The sequence below is a fragment of the Allobosea sp. RIT-PG3_2 genome, assembly GCF_057321085.1.
Genome location: NZ_JBXWCA010000004.1, coordinates 424,665 through 446,476 on the forward strand (window position 1 = coordinate 424,665; position 21,812 = coordinate 446,476).

General features: G+C 67.3%; 22 protein-coding genes and 1 riboswitch. Of the genes, 12 read left to right on the plus strand and 10 right to left on the minus strand.

The annotated features are described in order from the left end of the window. The 10 genes from AC2FAN_RS15280 to AC2FAN_RS15325 are packed head-to-tail and all read left to right on the plus strand — an operon-like array spanning window position 1 to window position 9,226. Entirely contained in the window at window positions 1-1,119 is a 1,119-nt protein-coding gene (locus tag AC2FAN_RS15280; RefSeq protein WP_485175144.1) for a 4-oxalomesaconate tautomerase, read from the plus strand. Between the two features lie 20 nt (window positions 1,120-1,139). After that, window positions 1,140-1,865: a PIG-L deacetylase family protein gene (locus AC2FAN_RS15285; protein WP_485175146.1), complete on the plus strand. Its 726-nt coding sequence runs from the start codon at window positions 1,140-1,142 to the stop codon at window positions 1,863-1,865. Next, a complete protein-coding gene (locus tag AC2FAN_RS15290) occupies window positions 1,862-2,551 on the plus strand; it encodes a 4-carboxy-4-hydroxy-2-oxoadipate aldolase/oxaloacetate decarboxylase (protein WP_485175148.1) in 690 nt (229 codons plus the stop codon). Before AC2FAN_RS15285 ends, AC2FAN_RS15290 begins: the two co-directional genes overlap by 4 nt. A gap of 51 nt (window positions 2,552-2,602) precedes the next feature. Further along, complete coding sequence (locus AC2FAN_RS15295) at window positions 2,603-3,778, plus strand: ABC transporter substrate-binding protein (protein WP_485175150.1); 1,176 nt, start codon at window positions 2,603-2,605, stop codon at window positions 3,776-3,778. 31 nt (window positions 3,779-3,809) lie between these two features. Beyond that, entirely contained in the window at window positions 3,810-4,667 is an 858-nt protein-coding gene (locus AC2FAN_RS15300; RefSeq protein WP_265050460.1) for a branched-chain amino acid ABC transporter permease, read from the plus strand. Further along, the gene (locus tag AC2FAN_RS15305) at window positions 4,664-5,671 is read left to right on the plus strand and encodes a branched-chain amino acid ABC transporter permease (protein WP_485175152.1); all 1,008 of its coding nucleotides are present in this window, start codon (window positions 4,664-4,666) and stop codon (window positions 5,669-5,671) included. Before AC2FAN_RS15300 ends, AC2FAN_RS15305 begins: the two co-directional genes overlap by 4 nt. Next, window positions 5,668-6,420 (plus strand): ABC transporter ATP-binding protein, encoded by a 753-nt coding sequence (locus AC2FAN_RS15310; protein WP_476806143.1) that lies wholly within the window; start codon window positions 5,668-5,670, stop codon window positions 6,418-6,420. Before AC2FAN_RS15305 ends, AC2FAN_RS15310 begins: the two co-directional genes overlap by 4 nt. Continuing rightward, window positions 6,413-7,123, plus strand: coding sequence for an ABC transporter ATP-binding protein (locus tag AC2FAN_RS15315; protein WP_265050457.1), 711 nt, complete (start codon window positions 6,413-6,415; stop codon window positions 7,121-7,123). The genes AC2FAN_RS15310 and AC2FAN_RS15315 overlap by 8 nt, the downstream gene beginning before the upstream one ends. Before the next feature lie 25 nt (window positions 7,124-7,148). Continuing rightward, the gene (locus AC2FAN_RS15320; protein ID WP_485175154.1) at window positions 7,149-8,258 is read left to right on the plus strand and encodes a 5-methyltetrahydropteroyltriglutamate--homocysteine S-methyltransferase; all 1,110 of its coding nucleotides are present in this window, start codon (window positions 7,149-7,151) and stop codon (window positions 8,256-8,258) included. Continuing rightward, window positions 8,255-9,226 carry a catechol 2,3-dioxygenase gene (locus AC2FAN_RS15325; protein ID WP_265050455.1) on the plus strand — a complete coding sequence of 324 codons (972 nt, stop codon included), beginning with the start codon at window positions 8,255-8,257 and terminating at the stop codon, window positions 9,224-9,226. Before AC2FAN_RS15320 ends, AC2FAN_RS15325 begins: the two co-directional genes overlap by 4 nt. A 188-nt stretch (window positions 9,227-9,414) precedes the next feature. On the opposite strand, the gene AC2FAN_RS15330 is transcribed toward AC2FAN_RS15325, so the two are convergent. From AC2FAN_RS15330 to AC2FAN_RS15355, 6 genes are all read right to left on the minus strand, one after another. Next, a complete protein-coding gene (locus AC2FAN_RS15330; RefSeq protein WP_485175156.1) occupies window positions 9,415-10,182 on the minus strand; it encodes an SDR family oxidoreductase in 768 nt (255 codons plus the stop codon). Next, window positions 10,179-11,099, minus strand: coding sequence for an ABC transporter substrate-binding protein (locus tag AC2FAN_RS15335; protein ID WP_485175158.1), 921 nt, complete (start codon window positions 11,097-11,099; stop codon window positions 10,179-10,181). Before AC2FAN_RS15335 ends, AC2FAN_RS15330 begins: the two co-directional genes overlap by 4 nt. Window positions 11,100-11,351: 252 nt before the next feature. Continuing rightward, on the minus strand, window positions 11,352-12,101 hold the full coding sequence (locus AC2FAN_RS15340) for an ABC transporter permease (protein WP_485175160.1): 750 nt from the start codon (window positions 12,099-12,101) through the stop codon (window positions 11,352-11,354). Further along, window positions 12,098-12,895 carry an ABC transporter ATP-binding protein gene (locus tag AC2FAN_RS15345; protein ID WP_485175161.1) on the minus strand — a complete coding sequence of 266 codons (798 nt, stop codon included), beginning with the start codon at window positions 12,893-12,895 and terminating at the stop codon, window positions 12,098-12,100. The genes AC2FAN_RS15340 and AC2FAN_RS15345 overlap by 4 nt, the downstream gene beginning before the upstream one ends. After that, window positions 12,885-14,333: an acyl-CoA reductase gene (locus tag AC2FAN_RS15350; protein WP_485175163.1), complete on the minus strand. Its 1,449-nt coding sequence runs from the start codon at window positions 14,331-14,333 to the stop codon at window positions 12,885-12,887. The genes AC2FAN_RS15345 and AC2FAN_RS15350 overlap by 11 nt, the downstream gene beginning before the upstream one ends. A gap of 4 nt (window positions 14,334-14,337) precedes the next feature. Next, complete coding sequence (locus AC2FAN_RS15355) at window positions 14,338-15,414, minus strand: LuxE/PaaK family acyltransferase (RefSeq protein ID WP_485175165.1); 1,077 nt, start codon at window positions 15,412-15,414, stop codon at window positions 14,338-14,340. An 89-nt stretch (window positions 15,415-15,503) separates the two neighbouring features. Further along, window positions 15,504-15,632: riboswitch (TPP riboswitch) on the minus strand. Between the two features lie 138 nt (window positions 15,633-15,770). Here AC2FAN_RS15355 and ggt point away from each other — a divergent pair. Beyond that, complete coding sequence (ggt, locus tag AC2FAN_RS15360) at window positions 15,771-17,447, plus strand: gamma-glutamyltransferase (protein WP_485175167.1); 1,677 nt, start codon at window positions 15,771-15,773, stop codon at window positions 17,445-17,447. A gap of 20 nt (window positions 17,448-17,467) precedes the next feature. Beyond that, the gene (locus AC2FAN_RS15365) at window positions 17,468-18,433 is read left to right on the plus strand and encodes a 2-hydroxyacid dehydrogenase (protein WP_265050447.1); all 966 of its coding nucleotides are present in this window, start codon (window positions 17,468-17,470) and stop codon (window positions 18,431-18,433) included. A gap of 12 nt (window positions 18,434-18,445) precedes the next feature. On the opposite strand, the gene AC2FAN_RS15370 is transcribed toward AC2FAN_RS15365, so the two are convergent. The 4 genes from AC2FAN_RS15370 to AC2FAN_RS15385 are packed head-to-tail and all read right to left on the minus strand — an operon-like array spanning window position 18,446 to window position 21,776. Continuing rightward, window positions 18,446-19,162 (minus strand): ABC transporter ATP-binding protein, encoded by a 717-nt coding sequence (locus tag AC2FAN_RS15370; protein ID WP_485175169.1) that lies wholly within the window; start codon window positions 19,160-19,162, stop codon window positions 18,446-18,448. Then, complete coding sequence (locus AC2FAN_RS15375) at window positions 19,143-19,907, minus strand: ABC transporter ATP-binding protein (RefSeq protein WP_265050445.1); 765 nt, start codon at window positions 19,905-19,907, stop codon at window positions 19,143-19,145. Before AC2FAN_RS15375 ends, AC2FAN_RS15370 begins: the two co-directional genes overlap by 20 nt. Continuing rightward, window positions 19,904-20,911 carry a branched-chain amino acid ABC transporter permease gene (locus AC2FAN_RS15380; protein WP_485175171.1) on the minus strand — a complete coding sequence of 336 codons (1,008 nt, stop codon included), beginning with the start codon at window positions 20,909-20,911 and terminating at the stop codon, window positions 19,904-19,906. The genes AC2FAN_RS15375 and AC2FAN_RS15380 overlap by 4 nt, the downstream gene beginning before the upstream one ends. Before the next feature lies 1 nt (window position 20,912). After that, complete coding sequence (locus AC2FAN_RS15385) at window positions 20,913-21,776, minus strand: branched-chain amino acid ABC transporter permease (protein ID WP_485175173.1); 864 nt, start codon at window positions 21,774-21,776, stop codon at window positions 20,913-20,915. Between the last annotated feature and the right edge of the window lie 36 nt (window positions 21,777-21,812).

Genomic DNA, 21,812 nt, shown 5'->3' on the forward strand with positions numbered 1-21,812 from the left:
ATGAGCCAGATCGCCGTTCCCTGCATGCTGATCCGCGGCGGCACCTCGAAGGGGGCCTATTTCCTGCGCGACGACCTGCCGGCCGATGTGGCCGCGCGCGATGTCTTCCTGCTCGCGGTGATGGGCTCGCCCGACAAGCGGCAGGTCGACGGGCTCGGCGGGGCTCATCCTCTGACGAGCAAGGTGGCGATCGTTTCGAAATCTGACGAGCCGGGCTGCGACATCGATTTCCTGTTCGCGCAGGTCGGCATCGAGACGGCGCAAGTCGATACGACGCCGAATTGCGGCAACATCCTTGCCGGTATCGGGTCCTTCGCGCTGGCGCGCGGCCTGGTGAAGGCGAACGGCGCACGCACGACCATCCGCGTCCGCACGATCAACACCGGCACCATCGCCGATCTGACGATGGACACGCCGGATGGCGAGGCGAGCACTGAGGGCAGTGCGCGTATCGACGGCGTGCCGGGCACCTCGGCGCCGATCGATATCGGCTTCCTCGATGCCGAGGGCTCGGTCTGCGGGGCGCTGCTGCCGACCGGCAACGTCGTCGATGAGATCGAGGGCGTGCCGTGCACGCTGATCGACAACGGCATGCCGGTGATCGTGATGCGGGCGGCCGATGTCGGGCGCAGCGGCTATGAGCCGCGCGAGCAGCTGGACAAGGACATAGAGCTGAAAGCGCGGATCGAGCGCATCAGGCTCGCCGCCGGGCCACTGATGAATCTCGGCGACGTCGCGAAGAAGGTCGTGCCGAAGATCGCGCTCGTCGCGCCGCCGGCTGCCGGCGGTTCGATCTGCACGCGCAGCTTCATCCCGCATGAATGCCACGCCTCGATCGGCGTCTTCGCGGCGGTGACGGTGGCGACCGCCGCAGCCTTGCCGGGCTCGCCCGCGGCTTCCGTCGTGATGATGCCTGAAGGCCGTGAGCGCTCGCTCTCGGTCGAGCATCCGACGGGCGAATTCACGGTGACGCTGACGGTTGGCGGGACGGCGGAGCGGCCGGCGATCGAGCGGGCCGGATTGCTGCGCACCGCGCGCATCCTGATGGAAGGCCGCGCCTTCGTGCCGGCGAGCGTCATGGCGGCGCATGCGGGCAGCGCCCGTCACGCGGCCAAATGAGACGAGAGGACTGACTGGCGATGGTCAACACGCAGAAGACGGGTCTGGTGATCACGGCGCATCCGGGCGATTTCGTCTGGCGGGCCGGCGGCGCGGTCGCGCTGCATGCGAAGCGCGGGATGCGGGTGAAGATCCTCTGCCTGTCCTATGGCGAGCGCGGCGAGAGCCAGTTCGCCTGGAAGAAGGCCGGCGTCAGGATGGAGGACGTCAAGGCGCAGCGTCGCGAGGAGGCTGAAGCTGCAGCCGTGATGCTGGGCGCCGAGATCGAGTTCATGGATGCCGGGGACTATCCGCTGCGGACCACGCCCGAGATGCTGGACCGCGCCATCGACATCTTCCACGAATTGGGTCCGAGCTTCGTGCTGACCCATGCGCTCGAAGACCCCTACAATGTCGACCATCCCGAGGCGGCCCGCTTCGCGCAGGAGGCGCGCATCATCGCGCAGGCCGCCGGCCACAAGCCCGATTCGGAGCGCGCCTATGCCGCCCCGCCGGTCTTCCTGTTCGAGCCGCACCAGCCTGAGCAGTGCAATTTCAAGCCGAACGTCATCCTCAACATCGACGAGGTCTGGGAAACCAAGCGCAAGGCCTTCGAGATCCTCGCCGCGCAGAAGCATCTCTGGGAATACTACACCCGCGTCGCGCTCAATCGCGGCATGCAGGGCGGCCGGAACTCGGGCAAGGCGATGACCTATGGCGAGGCCTATCAGCGGCTCTTCCCGGAAGCGCTGGAGGCGCTGGCATGACCCCCGTCGTCATCCGCACGAAGAAGCGCGCGCCTGCCGCCGCAACGGCCGATCTCGGAGAACTCGGCGTCTCGACCACGCATGAGGCGATGGGCCGGAGCGGGCTGATGAAGCCCTATATGCGGCCGATCTATGCAGGCGCGCAGATCGCCGGCGGGGCGGTGACGGTGCTCGCCCAGCCCGGCGACAACTGGATGATCCATGTCGCGATCGAGCAGGTGCAACCCGGCGACGTCCTCGTCGTCGCCTGCACCACCGACAACACCGACGGCATGTTCGGCGATTTGCTCGCGACCTCGCTGAAGGCGCGCGGCGGTGTCGGCCTCGTCATCGATGCCGGCGTGCGCGACGTGCGCGTGCTGACCGAGATGGGCTTTCCGGTCTGGTCGCGGGCGATCTCGGCCAAGGGCACGGTCAAGGCGACGCTGGGTTCGGTCAACGTGCCGGTGGTCTGCGCGGGGGCGCTGGTCCATCCCGGCGACGTGATCGTCGCGGACGACGATGGCGTGGTCGTGGTGCCGCGCCGCGATGCCGAGGCCGTGGCCGCCGCAGGCCGCAAGCGCGAGGCAGCGGAGGAGGAGAAGCGCCGGCGCCTCGCCTCTGGCGAACTCGGGCTGGACATGTACGCTATGCGCGAAGGCCTCGCCAAGGCTGGCCTCGTCTATCGCGACGACGAAGACGAATAAACAGAAGCAAAGCCCCGCCAAGGGGACCACAAGCATCTCGGGAGGAACGACATGACGCATCGCAGGACAGTTCTGGGTGGAATTCTCGGCTTCACGCTGGCGGCCACGGCCGGCGGCGCGGCGCTGGCGCAGGAGGCAGTGAAAATCGGCTTGATCCTGCCGATGACCGGGCCCTTCGCCTCGACCGGCCGGCAGATCGACGCGGCGGTGAAGCTCTTCCTCGCCAAGGAGGGCGCGGTTCATGGCGGGCGAAAGCTCGAGGTGATCCTCAAGGACGACGCCGGCAATGCCGATGCGACGCGCCGCCTGGCGCAGGAACTGGTCGTCAACGACAAGGTCGCGGTTCTCGCCGGCTTCGGGCTGACGCCGCTCGCCATGGCGACGGCACAGATCGCGACGCAGGCGAAAGTGCCGGAGGTCGTCATGGCCGCGGCGACCGCGTCGATCACCGAAGCCTCGCCCTTCATCGTGCGGACATCCTTCACCCTGCCGCAGGCCTCCGAGCCGATGGCCGACTGGGCCGCGGCCAACGGCATCAAGAAGGTCTTCACGGTCGTGACCGATTACGGGCCGGGCATCGACGCCGAGACCTCCTTCGCGGCGAAGTTCAAGGCGGCGGGCGGCACGGTCGAGAGCGTGCGCGTGCCGCTGCGCAACCCCGATTTCGCGCCCTTCCTGCAGCGCGTCTCGGAAGCCAAGCCGGATGCGCTCTTCGTCTTCGTGCCCTCGGGGATCGGCGCGCAGTTCATGAAGCAGTTCGTCGAGCGCGGGCTGGACAAGGCCGGCGTCAAGCTGATCGGCCCCGGCGACGTCGTCGATGACGACATCCTCGAAGGCATCGGCGATGTCGCTGTCGGCGCGATCACCACGCATCACTACTCGGTCGCCCATGACAGCCCCGCCAACAAGGCCTTCGTCGAGGCTTTCCAGAAGGCCAATCCCGGCATGCGGCCGAATTTCATGGCGGTCGGCGGCTATGACGGCATGCGGCTCATCGCGGAGGCGCTCAAGGCGACCAAGGGCGATTCCGATGGCGAGAAGCTGATCGCGGCGATGAAGGGCGCGGCCTGGGAAAGCCCGCGCGGGCCGATCAAGATCGACCCCGACACGCGCGACATCATCCAGAACATCTACGTCCGCAAGACGCAGAAGGTGGGCTCCGAGCTGCACAATGTCGAGTTCGCGACGATCAAGGACGTCAAGGACCCGGTGAAGGCCCGCAAGTGACGGGCCAGACAGCCAGCCCGGATCGAAGCGCATGCTGACCATCCTGTTCGACGGCATCGCCTATGGGATGGTGCTCTTCGTCCTCGGTTGCGGGTTGTCCGTGACGATGGGGTTGATGAACTTCGTCAACCTCGCTCATGGCGCCTTCGCGATGCTCGGCGGCTATGTCGCCGTGCTGGCGATGCAGCGGCTCGGCCTGCCGTTCCTGGCGAGCCTGCCGCTCGCCTTCCTCGCGGCGGCGCTGGTCGGGATCGTGCTGGAGCGGCTGATCTACCGGCCCATGTACGCCAAAAGCCATCTCGACCAGGTGATGTTCTCGATCGGGCTGGTCTTCATGGCGGTGGCAGGCACCGACTGGCTGATGGGCTCGACCCAGCAGTTCATTCGGCTGCCGGGCTGGCTGCAGGGGCGCTTCGAGATCGCCGGCATCGGCATCGGCCGCTACCGGCTCTTCGTGATCGCGGTCTGCGGTCTGCTGGCGTTCTCGCTGCAATGGGGCTTCACTCGCACCCGCTTCGGCAGTCGGTTGCGGGCCGCGGTGGATGACGCCCGCGTGGCGCGCGGCTTGGGCATTCCCGTGAACCGGCTGTTCGCGCTGACCTTTGCGCTGGGATCGGGGCTCGCCGGATTGGGTGGCGCGCTTGGCATCGAGCTGATGGGGCTCGATCCCAGCTTTCCGCTGAAGTTCATGATCTATTTCCTGATCGTGGTGACGGTCGGCGGCACCTCGAGCATCACCGGGCCGTTCTTCGCCGCCATGCTGCTCGGCGTCGCCGATGTGGTCGGCAAGTACCTCGTGCCGCAGGTCGGCGCCTTCATCATCTACGCGCTGATGGTGGTGCTGCTGATCACCCGGCCGCACGGGCTCTTCGCGAGGGCGCGGGCATGAGCGCCGGCACGTTCGAGACGCGCGTCCGGCAGGCTCTGTACGCCTCGCGGCGCTGGCATCCGGCGGAGATCGCCTTCTGGGTGCTGGCCTTCGCGGCTTTCCTGCTGTTCCCGCGCAATCTGCTGCTGCTCAACGAGATCGCGATCCTCGCGCTGTTCGCCCTCTCGCTGGACCTGATCCTCGGCTATGCCGGCATCGTTTCCCTGGGGCACGCGGCCTTCCTCGGCATGGGCGCCTATGCGGCAGGGCTCACTGCCAAATACGTCACAGCCGATCCGCTGGCCGGGCTTGCCGTCGGCATGGGTGCGGCGGGGCTGCTCGGCCTCGTCACCAGCCCGCTCGTGCTGCGCGGCACCGATCTCACCCGGCTGATGATCACGCTCGGCGTCGCGCTCATCCTCTACGAGCTGGGGAACTCCTTCGGCTCTCTGACCGGCGGCGCGGACGGCCTGCAGGGCATCATGATGGCGCCGGTGCTCGGGCTGTTCGGCTTCGATATCTTCGGCCGCACGGCGTATCTCTATTCGCTCTCGGTGCTTTTCCTGCTGTTCCTGATCGCGCGGCGGGTGATGCATTCGCCCTTCGGCTTGAGCCTGCGCGCGGTGCGGGACAACCCGCTGCGCGCCTCGGCCTCGGGCGTGCCGAACGGCCGGCGCCTCGCCGCGGCCTACGCGCTCGCGGCGGCCTATGCCGGGGCGGCGGGCGCGCTGCTCGCCCAGACCACGCAGTTCGTCTCGCTCGACGTGCTCGACTTCCACCGCTCGGCCGATCTGATGCTCGTGCTGATCATCGGTGGCGCCGGCTATCTCTATGGCGGGCTGGTCGGCGCGATCGCCTTCAAGCTGCTGCAGGACGTGATCGCGAGCTTCACCCCGCAATACTGGATGTTCTGGATCGGGCTCTTCCTGGTGCTGTTCGTGCTCGGCGGGCGCGAGATGATCCATGGGGCGATCAAGAAGATCGCCGGACGCTTCGCCCGGTTCGGGCGGGGAGGGGCGCAATGACGATCGCGCTCCAGACTTTCGACCTCTACAAGAGCTTCGGCGGCATCACCGCCACGGATCATGTCGACTTCACTCTCGAGCGCGGCGCGCGCCACGCGCTGATCGGGCCGAACGGCGCCGGCAAGACCACCTTCGTCAACCAGCTCACCGGCGTGCTGCGGCCGACATCGGGCCGTGTCGAACTGATGGGCGAGGACATCACGAAGCTGCCGCGCGAGGCGCGGGTGAAGCGCGGGCTCGCCCGCACCTTCCAGATCAACCAGCTCTTCGCTACGATGACGCCGCTGGAGATGATCGCGCTGGTCACCTCCGAGCGGCTCGGCCGGGGCACGCATCCTTTCCGCGCGCTGGATCGCGATCCCGATCTCGTGGCTGAGACCGCCGAGATCCTGACCCGCTTCAGGCTCGACGACATCATGGATAGCCGCATCGCGACGCTGCCCTATGGCAAGCAGCGCCAGATCGAGATCGCCGCCTCCTTTGCCGCGAGGCCGTCGGTTCTGCTGCTCGACGAGCCGGCGGCCGGCGTGCCGGAAGCCGAGCGCCGCGAATTGATGCAGACGGTCGCCGAATTGCCCGACGACGTCTCCGTGCTGCTGATCGAGCACGACATGGACCTCGTCTTCCGCTTCGCGACGCGGATCACCGTGCTGGTCAATGGCCGGGTTCTGGCGGAGGGAACTCCGGACGAGATGGCGCATGATCCGGCCGTGCGTGCCGCCTATCTCGGCGAGGGCGCCCATGTCTGAACTCCTGCAGATCGAGAAGCTGTGCGCCGGTTATGGCGAGGCGCAGGTGCTGTTCGACATCGACCTCACGCTGGCGGAGGGGCATTCGCTTGCGCTGCTCGGCCGCAACGGCGTCGGCAAGACGACGCTGGTCAACAGCATCATCGGCGTCACGCGCCGGCGTGGCGGGCGGATCGTGCTCGCCGGGCGTGATCTCACCAGCGTCTCGCCCGAACAGCGAGCGCAGGCCGGCATCGGCTGGGTGCCGCAGGAGCGCAACATCTTCAAGTCGCTGACCGTGCTGGAAAACCTGACCGCCGTCGCGCGTCCGGGGCCATGGGATACCGCCCGCGTCTTCCGGATGTTTCCACGCCTCGCCGAGCGCAAAGCCAATCTCGGCAACCAGCTTTCCGGCGGCGAGCAGCAGATGCTGGCGATCGGCCGGGCGCTGATGCTCAACCCTAAGCTATTGCTGCTCGACGAGCCGACCGAGGGGCTGGCGCCGATCATCGTCGAGGAACTGCTGCGGGCGTTGAAGGCGCTGTTCCGCGACGAAGGGCTCTCCGCCATCGTGATCGAGCAACATGCGCGCAAGATCCTCGAGTTGACGGACGACGCCATCGTCCTCGAACGCGGCCGCGTGGTCCTGGCGGAACGCAGTGCTACGCTCATCGCCGAGCCGCAGCGGCTCGAACATCACCTCGGCCTCGCCGCCGCGGCCTGACCATCAAGAACCGGGAGGACAAGACATGACCCAGAGACAGAAGCCGCCGTTCCGGGGCGATATGGTGGGCAGCCTGCTGCGTAGCGCGCCCGTCAAGGAAGCCCGCGCCAAGGTCGCCGCCGGCGAGATGAGCCATCCGGAGCTCACCACGATCGAGGACGAGGAGATCAGGAAGCTCGTCAAGAAGCAGGAGGAGATCGGCCTGCAGGCGGTGACCGACGGCGAGTATCGCCGCGCCTTCTGGCATTTCGACTTCCTCGACGGCTTGGACGGCGTCACGACCTACGAGACCGACGCAGGGATTCAGTTCAAGGGCGTCGCCACCAAGGGGCATGGCATCCGCGTGACCGGCAAGCTGGATTTCCCGGCCGACCATCCGCATCTCCAGCATTTCAAGTTCCTGGCGTCGGTCACCAGCCGCGTGCCGAAGATGACCATTCCGAGCCCGTCGATGCTGCACTACCGCGGCGGACGGAAAGCGGTCGACCCGAGCGCCTATCTCAAGATGGAGGATTACTACGACGATCTGGGCAAGGCCTACGCCAAGGCGATCAAGGCCTTCTACGATGCCGGCTGCCGCTATCTGCAGCTCGACGACACCAGCCTGTCCTATTTCTGCGATCCCGAGCAGCGCAAGATGCTGGCAGAGCGCGGCGACGACCCGGACAAGCTCATCTTCATCTATCGCGACGTGCTTAACGCCGCACTGAAGGCCAAGCCTGCCGACATGCAGATCACCACCCATACCTGCCGCGGCAATTTCAAATCGACCTTCATCGCCTCGGGCGGCTACGAGCCGGTGGCCGATCTCGTCTTCAACCAGATCGATGTCGACGGCTATTTCATGGAATGGGACGACGACCGCTCCGGCGGCTTCGAGCCGCTGCGCTTCCTGCCCAAGGGCGACAAGCAGGTCGTGCTCGGCCTCGTGACCTCAAAGTTCGGTTCGGTCGAGAGCAAGGACAATCTCAAGCGCCGCATCGAGGAAGCCGCGAATTTCGCCCCGCTGGAACAGCTCTGCCTGTCGCCGCAATGCGGCTTCGCCTCGACCGAGGAAGGCAATGTGCTGGCCGAGGACGAGCAATGGGCCAAGCTCTCGCGCATCCTCGAAACCGCCAGGGAAGTCTGGGGATGAGCAGCGAGCCCTGTTTCGACGTCGCTCATCTCGGCCATGTCGAGCTCTTCACCAACAAGCCCGAGGCCAGCCTCGATTTCTTCGTCAACATCTTCGGATTGACGGAGAGTGGGCGGGAGGGCGATTCCGTCTATCTGCGCGCCTGGGACGATTACGAGTTCCACACGCTGAAGCTCACCGCTTCAAATAACACCGGGGTCGGTCATATCGGTTACCGCGCCTCGAGCGAGGCAGCGCTCCTGCGCCGCGTCGCCGCGATCGAGGCGATGGGGGCCGGCATCGGCTGGAGCGAGGGCGATCTCGGCCATGGCCGCGCCTATCGCTTCCGCGATCCCGACAACCACGTCTTCGAGATCTATTTCGAGACGAACAAGTATGTCGCTCCCGAAGCGGAGCGGCCGGCGCTGAAGAACCAGGCGCAGCGCAACCATGGCCGCGGTTGCGCGGTGCGCCGGCTCGACCATCTCAACCTGCTCGCGCAGGATGTCGCGGTGATCCGCGACTTCATGCCGAAGGCGCTGGGCAGCCGCGTCACCGAGCAGATCGTGCTGGATTCGGGCGAGGTCGGCGGCTGCTGGTTCACCGTCAACAACAAGAGCTACGACATCGCCTATACGCGCGACCACACGCCGGCGCAGGGGCGCTTCCACCATGTCACCTATGCGGTGGACCAGCGCGAGCACATCCTGGAGGCGGCCGATCTCTTCCTGGAGAACGGCGTCTTCATCGAGACCGGCCCGCACAAGCATGCGGTGCAGCAGACCTTCTTCCTCTATGTCTACGAGCCCGCCGGCAACCGCGTCGAGATCGCCAATGCCGGCGCGCGCCTGATCCTTGATCCGGACTGGCAGACCGTGACCTGGACCGAGACCGAACGGAAGAAGGGCCAGGCCTGGGGGCTCAAGACGATCGAGAGCTTCCATACGCATGGCACGCCGCCGGCAGCGTCGGCGCCGGGATCGCCTTGAACGAGGCCGTCATTCCGGGGCATGCCGCAGGCATGAGCCCGGAACCCATGAACACCGTCGCGGCTGGACAAGGGTGGCGGCTGCCGCTTCGATTCCCCCCGCGATGTCGTGGTCATGGGGGTTCCGGGCTCTTCGCTGACGCGAAGCCTCGGAATGACGGTGTGGTTCCCAGCTAGCGGCGCTGCGAATCAGCTCATCACCAGCCCGCCATCGACATGCAGCGTCTGGCCGGTGACGAAGCCGCTCCAGTCGCTGGCGAGGAAGAGCACGGGGCCCGCCACATCCGCCGGCGTCGCGATGCGGCGCAGCGGCGTCTGCGCTATCAGAATTTCGCGGACCTCTTCCTTGGTCGAAGCGCTCGCATCGGTTGGGTAGACCAGACCGGGAGCGACGCAGTTCACCCGGATGCCGAGCGGGCCGAGATCAACAGCCAGATTGCGGCTGAAGCCGATCAGCGCGGCCTTGGCGGTGGTGTAGTCGTGATAGGGGATGCTCGGGCGCGCCACGAGGTCGCTCGCGATGTTGACGATGCTGGCGCCGCTGCGGCGCTGGAGCAAGGGCAGCATCGCCCGGCAGACCGTGTAGGCGGCCTTCACCGCGCCGTCGAATTGCTGGCCGTATGCCTCCCAGGGCGTCTCCCAGAAGCGGGCGCGATTGTCGGGGTCGAAGCGATAAGGTGCAAAGGCATTGTTGACGACGACATCGAGCCGGCCGACCTCCTCCGAGATGCGTTCGGCCATTGCCGCGACCGCCTCGGGAGAGGTCACGTCGGCCGCGATGGCGAGCGCCTCGCCGCCGAGCGCGCGGCATTCCGCTGCGACGGCTGCGGCGGCTTCATCGTTGCGGAGGTAGTTGACGATGACGATGCCGCCCTCGGCGGCGAAGGCCTTCGCGATCGCGGCCCCGATGCCGCGGCTGGCGCCGGTGACGAGGATGGCGCGGTCGCGGAATTTCACGGCATGCCGTCCTTCTGCGGGATGAGATCGCTCTTCACGATCTCCTTCATGTCGAGCGGGCGGGCGATCAGCCCGAGGCTGCGGAAGGTGTCGGCGCCCTTTTGCAGGGCTTCGAGATCGAAGCGGCCGAGGCCTTCGCGCTCGGTCGTCGGGGAGACGCTGGAGAGGTTGCGCAGCTTGATGATCTCGAGATTGACCGCCTCATCTCGGCCGTTGATGGCGCGGGTGAGGGCGAGGCGGGCAGCCTCCTCGGGCTTGGCGATCATCCAGGCGGCCGAGTCGCGATAGGCGGCGAGGAATCGCTTCAGTAGCGGCTTCTTCGCTTCATAGGTCGCCTGCGTCACGACAAAGAGATCGCTCGGCAGGTTGAGCTGGTCGCGGACCTCGATCACGTCGACCTCGCCCAGCCCCTTGGCGCGGGCGACGAGCAGACCGGTATCAGTCGCGGCGGTGGCGTCGAGCTGCCCCTGCATCAGCGGCGCGAAGTTGAGCAAGCCGGCGACCTGGACTGTCACGTCCTTCTCGCCGAGCCCGACCTGATGCAGCAGTACGAGGAGGTTCTGATAGGTGCCGCTGGCGAGGCTGTAGACGCCGATGCGCTTGCCCTTGAGATCGGCTGCCGAGCGGATGCCGCTCGCCTTCGGCGCAACCACGTTGAAGACGTTCTGCGGATAGATGTTGTAGATCGCGACCAGCTTCTCGCCCTTGTCGAGCGCGAGATAGAGCGAGGCGGGGTCGGTGAAGGCGATGTCGGCCTGGCCCGTCAGCATGTTCTGGATCGCCGCTCCGCCGCCATTGCCGGGCACATAGTCGAGCGCGATGCCCTTGGCCTTGAAGAAGCCCTTGTCCGGCTCGGCGAGCAGGTTGGTGATCTCGCTGATCGGCTGGCTCCAGCCGGCGACGGTGAATTTCTCCAAGGGTTGGGCCTGAGGCGAAGTCCAAGCGGACAGCAAGAGCGCGACCGCTGCCGCTAGGCTCGCCGTCATCCCGGACAAGCGGCCCTCGGGTCCGACTTTCGGTCGGCCCAAGGACAGGCGCAGCCGCGCAGATCCGGGATCCATCGTAGAGCGCGGAGCCCTGCGATGGATCCCGGCGCTCCGCTTCGCTGCGGCCGGGATGACGAGCCCTGTTCTGAGAATACGAGCAAGAGCAGGGAAGATGGACATGGTCTAACCTTTCGAGAAGCGATGCAGGACGCGGCGCTCCAGCACGCGCACGGCCTCGTAGAGCAGCATTCCGAGCGCGGTGATCACGACGAAGAGCGCGAAGATCAGGCTCGAATCCATCACGCTCTGGGCGGCGATGATGGAGGCGCCCAGCCCGACGCGCCCGCCGACGAACTCGCCGACCACCGCGCCGACCAGCGCCAGCACGACTGCGACGCGCAGGCCCGCCATGATGACGGGCAGCGCCGCCGGCAGCTTCAGGCGCAGCAGGGTCTGCAAGCGGCTGGCGCGGAGCATGCGGAAGAGTTCGCGCCGGGCCGGGTCGACCTCGGTCAACCCGGTCAGCGTGTTCTCCATCAGCGGGAAGAAGCAGATCAGCGCGGTGATGACGACGGTCGGCGTCATGCCGAAGCCGAACCAGATGATGAAGAGAGGGCCGAGCGCGAGCTTGGGCACGAGCTGGCTCGCCAGCACATAGGGGTGCAGCAGGCGCCCGAGCATAGGGACTTCCGCGAGCAGGATGCCGACGCCGAGGCCGACGATGGTGCCGATGCCCAGGCCCAGCATCATCTCTGCGGCTGTCACGGCGAGATGCGGCCAGAGCCGGCCGGTGGCGATCTCGCTCCACAGCGTCGCCAGCACGGCCGAGGGTGGTGGCAGGACGAGGGCGGAGAGCCCGCCGAGCCGGCACCAGGCTTCCCAGCCGGCGAGCAGGGCGAGAAGCAGCAGGAAGGAGGGGAGGCGCGCCGTCATGCCGCCGGCCTCCGGCTTGCGATAGCCCCGGGTTCGCCATCCATGGCGTCGCGCAGTTCGCGGCAGGCGGCCGTGAATGTGGGTGCATAGCGCATGTCGCGATGGCGCGGGCGCGGCAGCTCGATTCGGCGCGCATGGGTGAGGCGGCCCGCCGCCATCACCGCGACCTTGTCGGCGAGATAGACGGCCTCGGCGATATCATGGGTGACGAAGAGCGCCGTCGTGCCATGGAGCGCGCAGAGCCGCAACAGGTCGTCCTGCAATTCCTCGCGGGTCAGGGCGTCGAGTGCCGCGAAGGGCTCGTCGAGCAGCAGCAAATCCGGTTCGCCGATCAGCGCGCGGGCGACGGCGACGCGGCTCTGCTGGCCACCAGAGAGTTCGGTGGGGCGGCGGCTAGAGAAATCTGCGAGGCCGACACGCTCAAGCAGGTCGAACGCAGCATCCTTATCGGTGACGGTCGGACGGCGCTTCAGCGAGATCGGCAGCAGGACATTGTCGAGAGCGCTCAGCCAGTCGAGCAGGGTCGGGGCCTGGAAGACGAAGCCGGCGCGGAGGCTCGGGCCATGCAGCGCCTCGCCGCCAATGCGGATGGCGCCCTCGCTTGGCACGAGCAGGCCGGCGGCGAGCTTGAGCAGCGTGGTCTTGCCGCAGCCGCTGCGGCCGAGCAGGCAATGGATCTCGCCGCGCGGGATGACCCAGTCGACGCCATCGACGATGGCCGGGCCGCCCGCGTCATAACGGAAGGCGACCCGCTCGATCGCGACGAAGCCGGGGGTGGCGGGGTCAGTCGACATAGGGCGCGAACCCTTCTGCCGCGGTTTCCGCGCCGTGCTCGATCTCGGTCAGGGTGATCAAGTCGAGCAGGCTGAAGCGCCCGTCATGATGCCAGCCGGCTTCCGGGGCGGTCATGCGGTCGAACGGGGCGATGCGGGTGACGCCAACCTCAGCCAACTGCTCCGCGAGCCGGAACAACCTCTCCGGCGCGGCGGCTACCCCGGCCGTCTGCAGGAAGTTGCGATAGGGCGCGATGAGGGCCGGGATCTCGTCGAGGCTGTCGACCGAAACCAGTTTGAGCGTGCGGTTGAGGCCTGTCGGACTCAGGTCCTCGGGCGTCTCGACATGGGCGACGCTCCACGAATCGGTGGGCTCGCCAAGGAGTTCTGCGGCGCCTTTCAGTGCGCCCATCTCCTGCGCGCTGCGCCAAGCCGTGATGGAGGCGGATTCGGCCGGCGAAAGCGCGCGACGGGGGTGGCGATGGGCGAGGGCGGCGAGTTCCTGCGCGACATGGCGAGCGAATTCTGCGGGGCTGACCCGCCCGCCGCGCTCGACGAAAAGCATCTGCGGGGAATAGCAGCCCTGCTGCTCGTAGCGGGCGACGTCATGAGCGGCGAGGCGGGCCAGCGCGGGTGCCTTGCGGCTATCGAGCGCCTCGCGCGCGACGACCCCGAAGCCGATCTTGTGGCCATGCGGCAGGAAGCGCGTGGTGATCGGCAGCTTGGCGCGCAGCGCCGTAAGCGTATCGTTGCCGCCATAGGCCATCACGGTGTCGGCCGCGCGCAGAAAAACGGGTTCGGCCGGTGCTTCGCCGCCCTTCCACCAGGTAATGGCGAGGCATTCGCCGAGTTCGGGGTCGATCTCGGCGATCAGGCTAGCGAACCAGCCCGCCGTCAGCGGCTCGGCCGAGGCGAGTTTGCCGATCGTGCCGGCCTTGACCAACAGCCCGCAAATCAGGCTCCAGAGCGAAAGCGCCGGCACATTGCCGGCCCAGACATGCAGCAGCAGCTCCGGGCCGCGGGCGCGCAGGTAGCCGCCCTTGGGCGTCGGCTGGAAGCCGTCGAGCATGGCGGGATTGGCGAAATCCTCGGCCAGGAAGCGCAGGAGCTGCGGGCGCCGGAAGGTTTTCAGATAACTCGTGAGGCCGAGACGCACCGTCTCGCGGTCGTAACCGGTGACGATCGGCAGGAGATGCTCGGCCTTGCGCCGCAGCGGATGCTCGCGGTGGAGCAGGCGCGCGATGACGGCGTCGATCGCAGCGACGATGCGCGCGACCGGCATCGTCCTCAGCCGCATGCGGGCGTTGTCGCGCACATGGTCGCAGAGAGCAGCCGCCTGAGCCTCGTCCAGCTCCGGCAGCGCGATGGTTGCGCTCTCGCCCCAGGCGCTGTGGCTGATTTCTCGCCAGCGCAGCGCCTCGCGATTCAGGCCCGGCAGATGGCCCGCATATTCGATCACCCTATCAGCCTCGCGCTGCGGCCAGGAATTCGGCGACCGCGACCGAGCAGCCCTTCGAGGCCTCGCCATCGACCCGGCCGAGCAGCTTGAATCCGCCCGGGACGATCTCGCCGGCGTCCTCGGTCAGGATCGCCGAGACGCAGTTGAAATGCGCGAGGTCGTGATGGACGATCACGCCACGCTCGCCCTCGGGCAGGTCGGTGCCGGTCAGCGGATCGACGACGCGGCTGCGAATCCAGTGCGGGCCGGATTTGATCGAGGGGCAGACGGCATTGCCGTCGTCATAGAGCTGGGAGCTCAGCTCGGTCATCCCGTACATGTTGATGCAGGCCGAGCGCGGCACGCCAAAAGCGAGGCTAAGACCGTCATAGAACTCGTCGGGTCCCGGCTCGCGCGATTGGCCCTTGAAGCCGCCGGTGTCGAGGATGCGGCTGCCTTCGGGCAGGGCGAAGCGCCGGCCGTTCGCCGCGAGCGCGTCCAGCACCGGAACGAAGGAATAGCTCGCCCCGAGCAGGGCATAGGGCTCGCCGCTCTTCTCCGCTTGCTCCAGCGCCGACAAAAGGCCGTCGAGGTCGAGACCCGACGAGCCGACGAACACCTCCGAATCGGGCGTGCCGCATTCGCGTCGGGCGAGCCCGAGATAATGCGCGAGCGAGGAGTTCGGCAGGGTGGTTTCGTCGGGGAAGAGGATGCCCATGCGGATGCGCTCGCGGCCCCGCATGAAACGCTCACGGAAGTTCACCAGCATCGAGCGGCTCCAGACGGCGAGCGTCGGGTGGTAGCTGCGGCCGCGTATCCCTTGCGTCGTGCCGCTGGTCATGAAAACGCGCTCGGCCGCTTCCGGCGGGCTGCAGCTCAGCGTCAGGTCCTTGAAGGCGGTGATCGGCACGGCCGGGATGTCGCGCCAGCGCCTGACCGAGAGCGGCGTGCGGCCGCGCTGCAGGCAGAAGCGCTTGTAGGGCTCGTTGTTGCGGAACTGATACGCGAAGACCTTCAGCGCCATCGCCTCGAATTCGGCATCCGACGCATCGGGGAGCGCGATGAACGCCAACAGCGCGTCGATGATCTCGGCTTGCGTCATCTTAAGCCCGCTCCTGCCCGACCCGCCGGCTTGCCCGGACGGAATCGATCGCGATGAGGACCACATGCGCAGCTGGAATCGGGGCCTCGATGGCCGCCTGTCCCGCATCCCTACGCCGGTATGATCCGGATCAGGTTCGGAGGGTCACCGCGTTGCCGAGCTCGAAAGCCCCGCGGGCGGAATCTCAGCCTCCTAGCGAGGCCCCCCTGGGAACAGGGTTTAGGTGGGGCCTCGGCCCCTGCCTTGTCAAGCGTTGCCGGCACAAGGCCGCCGATTGTGGGTGAGTGGCCCGAACATGGCGCGCATGCCGAAGAAGAGGCTCGACGTCGGGCCGCAAAAGCGTTGATGTGCCGCCCATGAACGTTTCCGCTCCGCCGCCCCGCATCGCCTCTTTCACCTGCGAGAAGAAGCCGGCCACCGGCTCGCGCGGGATGGTCGTCACCAATCATCCGCTCGCCTCGGCGGCGGGCGCGCAGATGCTGCTAGCCGGTGGCAATGCGATCGACGCCGCGGTCGCCTCGCTGTTCGCGTTGACGGTGGTGGAACCGATGATGGTCGGCATCCTCGGCGGCGGCCTGAGCCATATCCGCCTCGTCGATGGCCGCCATGTCGTGATCGACAATCTCTCGACAGCGCCGGGCCATGCGACGGCGGACATGTACGATTGCCTCTCAGACGAGATCGGCAAGCAGCGCGATACGCGCGACCGGGAGAATTTGATCGGGGCCAAGGCGGTCGCGGTTCCCGGCGCGTTGAAGGGGTGGTGCGAGGCGCTCGCCCGTTTCGGCACGTTGCCGCTGGCAGAGGTGCTGCAGCCGGCCATCGGGCTGGCCGAGCAGGGCTTCGTCGTCACGCCCTATCTCTCGAACTGCATCACCGACAACGCCGCCGATCTCGCTGAAGATCCCGGCCTTGCGGCAATGCTGCTGCCGGGCGGCCAGCCGCTCCAGCCCGGCACAAGGCTGGTCCAGTCAGACTATGCCGCGAGCCTGAGGCTGATCGCGGCAGAAGGGCCGCAGGCACTCTATGGCGGGCGGCTCGGAAGGGCGCTGACCGACTACATGGCTGCCCATGCCGGGCTGATCGATCAGACCGATCTCGCCAATTACAGCATCGAATTGCGCGAGCCGATCCGTGGCTCCTATCGCGGCTATGAGATCGTCGGCCCGCCGCCGCCTTCCTCCTCCGGCGTGCACATCACGCAGATGCTCAACATCCTCGAAGGCTACGATATCGGCGCGCTCGGCTTCGGCTCGACGGACGCGGTGCATCTGCTGGCCGAGGCGCTGAAGATCGCCTTCGCCGACCGGGCAGTGGCGACGGCCGATCCGGCCTTCGTCAAGGTCCCGGTCAATAAGTTGATCGACAAGGCCTATGCCGACGAGCGCCGCGCCCTGATCGCGGTGGGCGAGGCGAAGAGCTGGACGGCCGGACTGTCAGGCGGCGAATCCGCCGATACGACCCATGTCACCGTGGCCGATGCACAGGGCAACGTCGTCAGCGCGACGCAGACGATCAACGGGCTGTTCGGCGCCTGCGTCCAGATTCCCGGCACCGGGATGATCGCCAACAACTACATGTTCAACTTCGATCCGCATCCCGGCCGGGCGCTTTCGATCGCGCCAGGCAAGCGGGTTTTCACCTCGATGGCGCCGATGATGGCGCTGAAGGGCGGGAAAATCGCTTTCGCGCTCGGCCTGCCGGGGGCGCTGCGCATCTTTCCCTCCGCATTGCAGGCGATCGTCAACCTGATCGACCATCGCATGACCTTGCAGGAGGCGGTCGAGGCGCCGCGCGTCTGGACCGAGGGCGGCGTGCTTGAACTCGAGGAAGCCATCCCCGAGGCGGTGGCACAGGAACTCGCGGCACGCGGCCATCGCGTCGTGCGCTCGCCGCGCGTCGCAGGCGGCATGAACGCCATCGCCTTCAATGCGGATGGCACGCTGACCGGGGCCGCCTGCTGGCGCGCCGATGGCACGCCGGTTGCCATCTCGGGCGGGCTTGCCCGTGCCGGCGCACGCTTCACCATCTGACCGTATTCCCGGAAAATTCAATGCCCGAGACCATCGTCCTCCTCGACATGACCAGCCCCGAGCGCGCCGAGCGCATGCGGGCGCTGCTCCCGCCCGGCTTCGTGTTCACCCACGGCACGGCGCGCGGCGACGATCATATGAAGCAGATCATCGCCGAGGCCGATTACGCGATCTCGGGCCAGGTCGGCGTCTCGCGGGAGGTGCTGGGCGCAGCGAGGAAGCTGAAGCTGCTGCATAAATGGGGCGTCGGCTACGACAATATCGACATTGCCGCCGCAAAGGATCTCGGCATCACCGTGGCGCGCACCACCGGCTCCAATTCCGTGCCGGTGGCCGAATTCGCGCTCGGGCTGGCGCTCTCGGCGCTGCGCTTCATCGGCTATGGCCATGCCGAGCTGAAGCAGGGGCATTGGGCGACCGGCAAACTGCCGGGCGATCCCTTCATGCTCTCGGGCAAGACGGTCGGCATCGTCGGCTTCGGCGCGATCGGCCAGAATCTGGCGAAGCTGCTCAAGGGCTTCGGCTGCACGATCCTCTACAGCAAGCGCCAGCCGCTCGACGCCGAGGCGGAAGCGGCGCTCGGCGTCCGGCATGCATCGCTGCCGGACATTCTGGCGCAGTCCGACATGGTCTCGCTGCATTGCCCGCTGACGCCGGAGACGACCAATCTGATCGATGCGGCAGCGTTCAAGGCGATGAAGAAGACGGCGGTGCTGGTCAATGTCGCGCGTGGCGGCGTGGTCAACGAGGCCGATCTTGTCGCGGCGCTCCGGGCGCGGGAGATTGCCGGCGCGGCGATGGACGTGTTCTCGATCGAGCCGCTGCCGGCCGACAGCGAGCTTCTGACCCTCGACAATCTCGTGGTGACGCCGCATCTCGCCGCGATGGCCGCCGATAATTTCGCGCCGACCGTGAAGCGCATGTTCGACAACATGGCGCGCGTTTCGCGCGGCGAGCCTGTGCCGGAGCGCGATCTGGTGGTGTGAGGCTTCAGCGGCTCAGTGCAGCCCGCCGACACCCACATAGCGTTCGAGCACCTCGGCATCGGCGCGTAGCGCGGCCGGCTTGCCCGACCAGACGATCCGTCCGCGTTCGAGGACAATGACATCCTCGGCAAAGTCGAGGGCGCTCTCCAAGCGCTGCTCGACGAAGAGGATCGTCATCGCGCCGCTGCCGGCGAGCCGGGTGAAAGCCTCCATCAGCATGTCGCAGATGACCGGTGCCAAGCCCTCCAGCGGCTCGTCGAGCAGCAGCACCGAGGGCTGGCCTAGGATGGTGCGCGCCGTCGCCAGCATCTGCTGCTCGCCGCCCGAGAGTTGGGAGCCGAGATTGCGCCGGCGTTCCTGCAGGCGCGGAAACAGCGCATAGGCCTCCTCGATCGCGCTGCGGGGGCGACCCTTGAGCCCGGCGAAGAGGTTCTCCTCCACCGTCAGGCCCCTGAAGATTTCGCGGGTCTGGGGGACGAGGCCGATGCCGCTATGGGCGCGGGCGGCGGTGCCAAGCGCTGTGATGTCGGCTCCGCCGAGGCTGATGCTGCCGGCATAGCGGCGCGCCAGCCCCATCAGGCTCGCCATCAGCGTGGTCTTGCCCATGCCATTGCGGCCAAGAATGGAGAGGCGTCCGCCTGCGGGCACGGAGAACGAGACATCCTCCAGCACATGGGTCTGGCCGTAGCCGGCGCTCAGGGCGCGGACGTCAAGCGTGGCTGCCGGCATGCGCGTAGTTCCCGAGATAGGCTTCACGGACCTTGGGATCCCTGGCGACGTCGGCCGGCAGGCCCTGGAAGATGAGCTCGCCCGCCGCCAGCACCACGACCCGCTTCGCGAAGCGGAAGACGAGGTCCATGTCGTGCTCGATCATCAGCACGGCGAGCGAGGGCGGCAGACGGGCCAGCGCCTCCTCGATGCGTGGGGTGTCGGCGGAGGGTACGCCGGCCGCCGGCTCGTCGAGCAGCAGCACCTTCGGGCGCTGCGCCAGCGCGATCGCGATCTCGAGCAGGCGCTGCTGGCCATAGGCGATGGTGGCGACCTTGCGGCCGGAGACCTCGGTGAGCCCGAGCGTCGCGAGAATGTCGGCGGCCTCGTCGCGGGCTTCGGAATCGCCATGGAAGCGGGCGAAGATGCGCGTCGCGCGGCCGAGCCGCTGCAGGATGGTCATGACGACGTGCTCTTCGGGCGTCATGTCCGGGAAGAGGCGCGTGACCTGGAAGGTGCGGACGAGCCCGCGCCTGACGCGCTTGACGGCGCCGAGCGCGGTGATGTCCTCCCCCGCGAGACGGACGCTGCCGGCGCTCGGCGGGATGCGACCGGTGACGAGGTTGACGAAGGTGGTCTTGCCGGCCCCGTTCGGGCCGATCAGCGCCAGCCGCTCGCCCGCGGCCATCGCGAGGGAGAGGTCGTGATTGACCTTGAGCCCGCCGAATTGCTTCGAGAGATGCGAAACCTCGAACAGGGCGGTCATCGGCCTGCCCCCCAGCGTCGGCGCGTCAGCAGCCGAGCCAGCTCGTCCAGCGATCCCGAAAGCCCGCGCGGGGCGAACAGCACGATGGCGATCAGGACGGCGCCGACCAGCGTCATCCAGTGGAAGGGGTTGATGGCGGAGACGATATGTTCGAGCGCCATGAAGATTACCGTGCCGATCAGCGCTCCGTAGAGGCTGCCGATGCCGCCCAGCACCAGCATGACGAGAGCGTTGGCCGAAATCTCGAAGCTCACGCTGTCGAGGCCGACGACCTGGGTCGCGATCGCCGCGAGCGCGCCGCCCATGCCGGCGACCGCGCCGGAAATCACGAACATCTTGAGCAGCACGGGGACGGCGAAGATGCCGAGCGCGCTGATGCGCAGCGGGTCTTCCTTGAGGCCGCGGCAGACCATGCCGAAGGGCGAATGCACGATGAAGCGCAGCGCCGCGAATACGACGAGCAGCAGCGCGAGCCCGAAGAAATAGGCGCTGCGGCCCCAGAGATCGAATTCGAAGATGCCGAAGAGCGGGGCGGGCACCATGCCGGAGAGGCCGTCGCTGCCGCCGGTGAGCGACGAGGCCTTGTTGGCGGCCTCGTGCAGGAGTTGGACGATGGCGATCGAGAGCACGAGTTGCGGCAGGCCGTGGGCGCGCAGCATCACGGTGCCCATGAGCAAGCCCATGACGGCGCCCGCGGCGGCGCCGATCAGGAAGAGCAGGAAGGGCTCGGTGATGCCGTGGACGCAGGCGATGCCGGCGGCGTAGGCGCCCGCGCCATAGAGCGCGCCTTGTCCGAGCGAGGCGATGCCGCAATAGCCGACGATGAGGTCAAGCGAGAGCACCAGCAGCGCCACCGAGATGACGCGGGTCAGGAAGGCGAGATTGTCGGGGAAGAGCACATAGCCGCCGAGGCCGAAGAGCGCGATCAGGCCGAGGCCAAGGAGGTCCCGGCCGAGCGGGCGGGCTCGGGGCGCGGCAGTGCGTGGAGGCAGGACATCCGTCATTCTACTGCGCCCGCCCCATCAGGCCGCGCGGGAAGGCGTATACCACCAGGATCACCGCGAGATAGAAGAAGAAATTGCCGAATTCAGGCACGAGATAGCGGCCGGTGACGTCGATTGCACCCAGCAGCAGGCAGGCCGCGAGCGCACCTGGGATCGAGCCCGCGCCGCCGACCGAGACGACGACGAGGAAGGTCACCATGTAGCGCAGGGCGTAATAGGGCTCGATCGGCAGGAATTCGGCGCCGACCACGCCGCCGAAGGCCGCGAGCCCGATCGCCAGCGCGAAGCTCGCCGCATAGATGATCTCGGTGCGCACGCCGAGCGCGCGCGCCATGGGCGCATTCTCGACGGCAGCGCGCAGATGGATGCCGAAGCCGGTGCGTTCGATCAGGAACCACAACCCTCCGGCGACGACGAGGCCGCTCGCGATAACGAAGAGCCGATGGCCGGCGATGCTGCGGAAGCCGAGATCGATCGGCCGGGCGAGGTCTGCCGGCAGGGGGATCGTCTTCAGCGTCGGGCCGAAGAAATAGTTGGTGATGCCGATGACGCAGAAGGTGATGCCGATGGTCATCAGCACCTGCGAAAGTTCGCTGCGATCATAGATGCGGCGATAGAGCAGGCGTTCCAGCGGCACGGCGATCAGCACCGTGCCGACCATGGCGAGGATGATGGCGAAGCCGTAGCCGAGGCCGAGATCGCGCGCCGCATAGGAGGCGATGTAGCCGCCGATCATGGCGAAGGCGCCATGCGCGAGGTTGACCACCCGCATCAGCCCCATCGTCAGGGACAGGCCGATGCAGATGATGAACAGCGCCATGCCATAGGCGAAAGCGTCCATGGCGATGCTCAGCGCGGTCTGCATCTGCGGGCCTCGTTGCTGCCTGGCGCGGCGCATGGC

Coding starts and splice junctions, on each gene's coding strand:
- AC2FAN_RS15280 (WP_485175144.1), top strand. CDS start 1: ATGAGCCAGATCGCCGTTCCCTGCATGCTGATCCGCGGCGGCACCTCG.
- AC2FAN_RS15285 (WP_485175146.1), top strand. CDS start 1,140: ATGGTCAACACGCAGAAGACGGGTCTGGTGATCACGGCGCATCCGGGC.
- AC2FAN_RS15345 (WP_485175161.1), bottom strand. CDS start 12,895: ATGTCGACTGACCCCGCCACCCCCGGCTTCGTCGCGATCGAGCGGGTC.
- AC2FAN_RS15310 (WP_476806143.1), top strand. CDS start 5,668: ATGACGATCGCGCTCCAGACTTTCGACCTCTACAAGAGCTTCGGCGGC.
- AC2FAN_RS15370 (WP_485175169.1), bottom strand. CDS start 19,162: ATGCCGGCAGCCACGCTTGACGTCCGCGCCCTGAGCGCCGGCTACGGC.
- AC2FAN_RS15375 (WP_265050445.1), bottom strand. CDS start 19,907: ATGACCGCCCTGTTCGAGGTTTCGCATCTCTCGAAGCAATTCGGCGGG.
- AC2FAN_RS15300 (WP_265050460.1), top strand. CDS start 3,810: ATGCTGACCATCCTGTTCGACGGCATCGCCTATGGGATGGTGCTCTTC.
- AC2FAN_RS15365 (WP_265050447.1), top strand. CDS start 17,468: ATGCCCGAGACCATCGTCCTCCTCGACATGACCAGCCCCGAGCGCGCC.
- AC2FAN_RS15325 (WP_265050455.1), top strand. CDS start 8,255: ATGAGCAGCGAGCCCTGTTTCGACGTCGCTCATCTCGGCCATGTCGAG.
- ggt (WP_485175167.1), top strand. CDS start 15,771: ATGAACGTTTCCGCTCCGCCGCCCCGCATCGCCTCTTTCACCTGCGAG.
- AC2FAN_RS15295 (WP_485175150.1), top strand. CDS start 2,603: ATGACGCATCGCAGGACAGTTCTGGGTGGAATTCTCGGCTTCACGCTG.
- AC2FAN_RS15385 (WP_485175173.1), bottom strand. CDS start 21,776: ATGCAGACCGCGCTGAGCATCGCCATGGACGCTTTCGCCTATGGCATG.
- AC2FAN_RS15305 (WP_485175152.1), top strand. CDS start 4,664: ATGAGCGCCGGCACGTTCGAGACGCGCGTCCGGCAGGCTCTGTACGCC.
- AC2FAN_RS15380 (WP_485175171.1), bottom strand. CDS start 20,911: ATGACGGATGTCCTGCCTCCACGCACTGCCGCGCCCCGAGCCCGCCCG.
- AC2FAN_RS15290 (WP_485175148.1), top strand. CDS start 1,862: ATGACCCCCGTCGTCATCCGCACGAAGAAGCGCGCGCCTGCCGCCGCA.
- AC2FAN_RS15355 (WP_485175165.1), bottom strand. CDS start 15,414: ATGACGCAAGCCGAGATCATCGACGCGCTGTTGGCGTTCATCGCGCTC.
- AC2FAN_RS15340 (WP_485175160.1), bottom strand. CDS start 12,101: ATGACGGCGCGCCTCCCCTCCTTCCTGCTGCTTCTCGCCCTGCTCGCC.
- AC2FAN_RS15320 (WP_485175154.1), top strand. CDS start 7,149: ATGACCCAGAGACAGAAGCCGCCGTTCCGGGGCGATATGGTGGGCAGC.
- AC2FAN_RS15315 (WP_265050457.1), top strand. CDS start 6,413: ATGTCTGAACTCCTGCAGATCGAGAAGCTGTGCGCCGGTTATGGCGAG.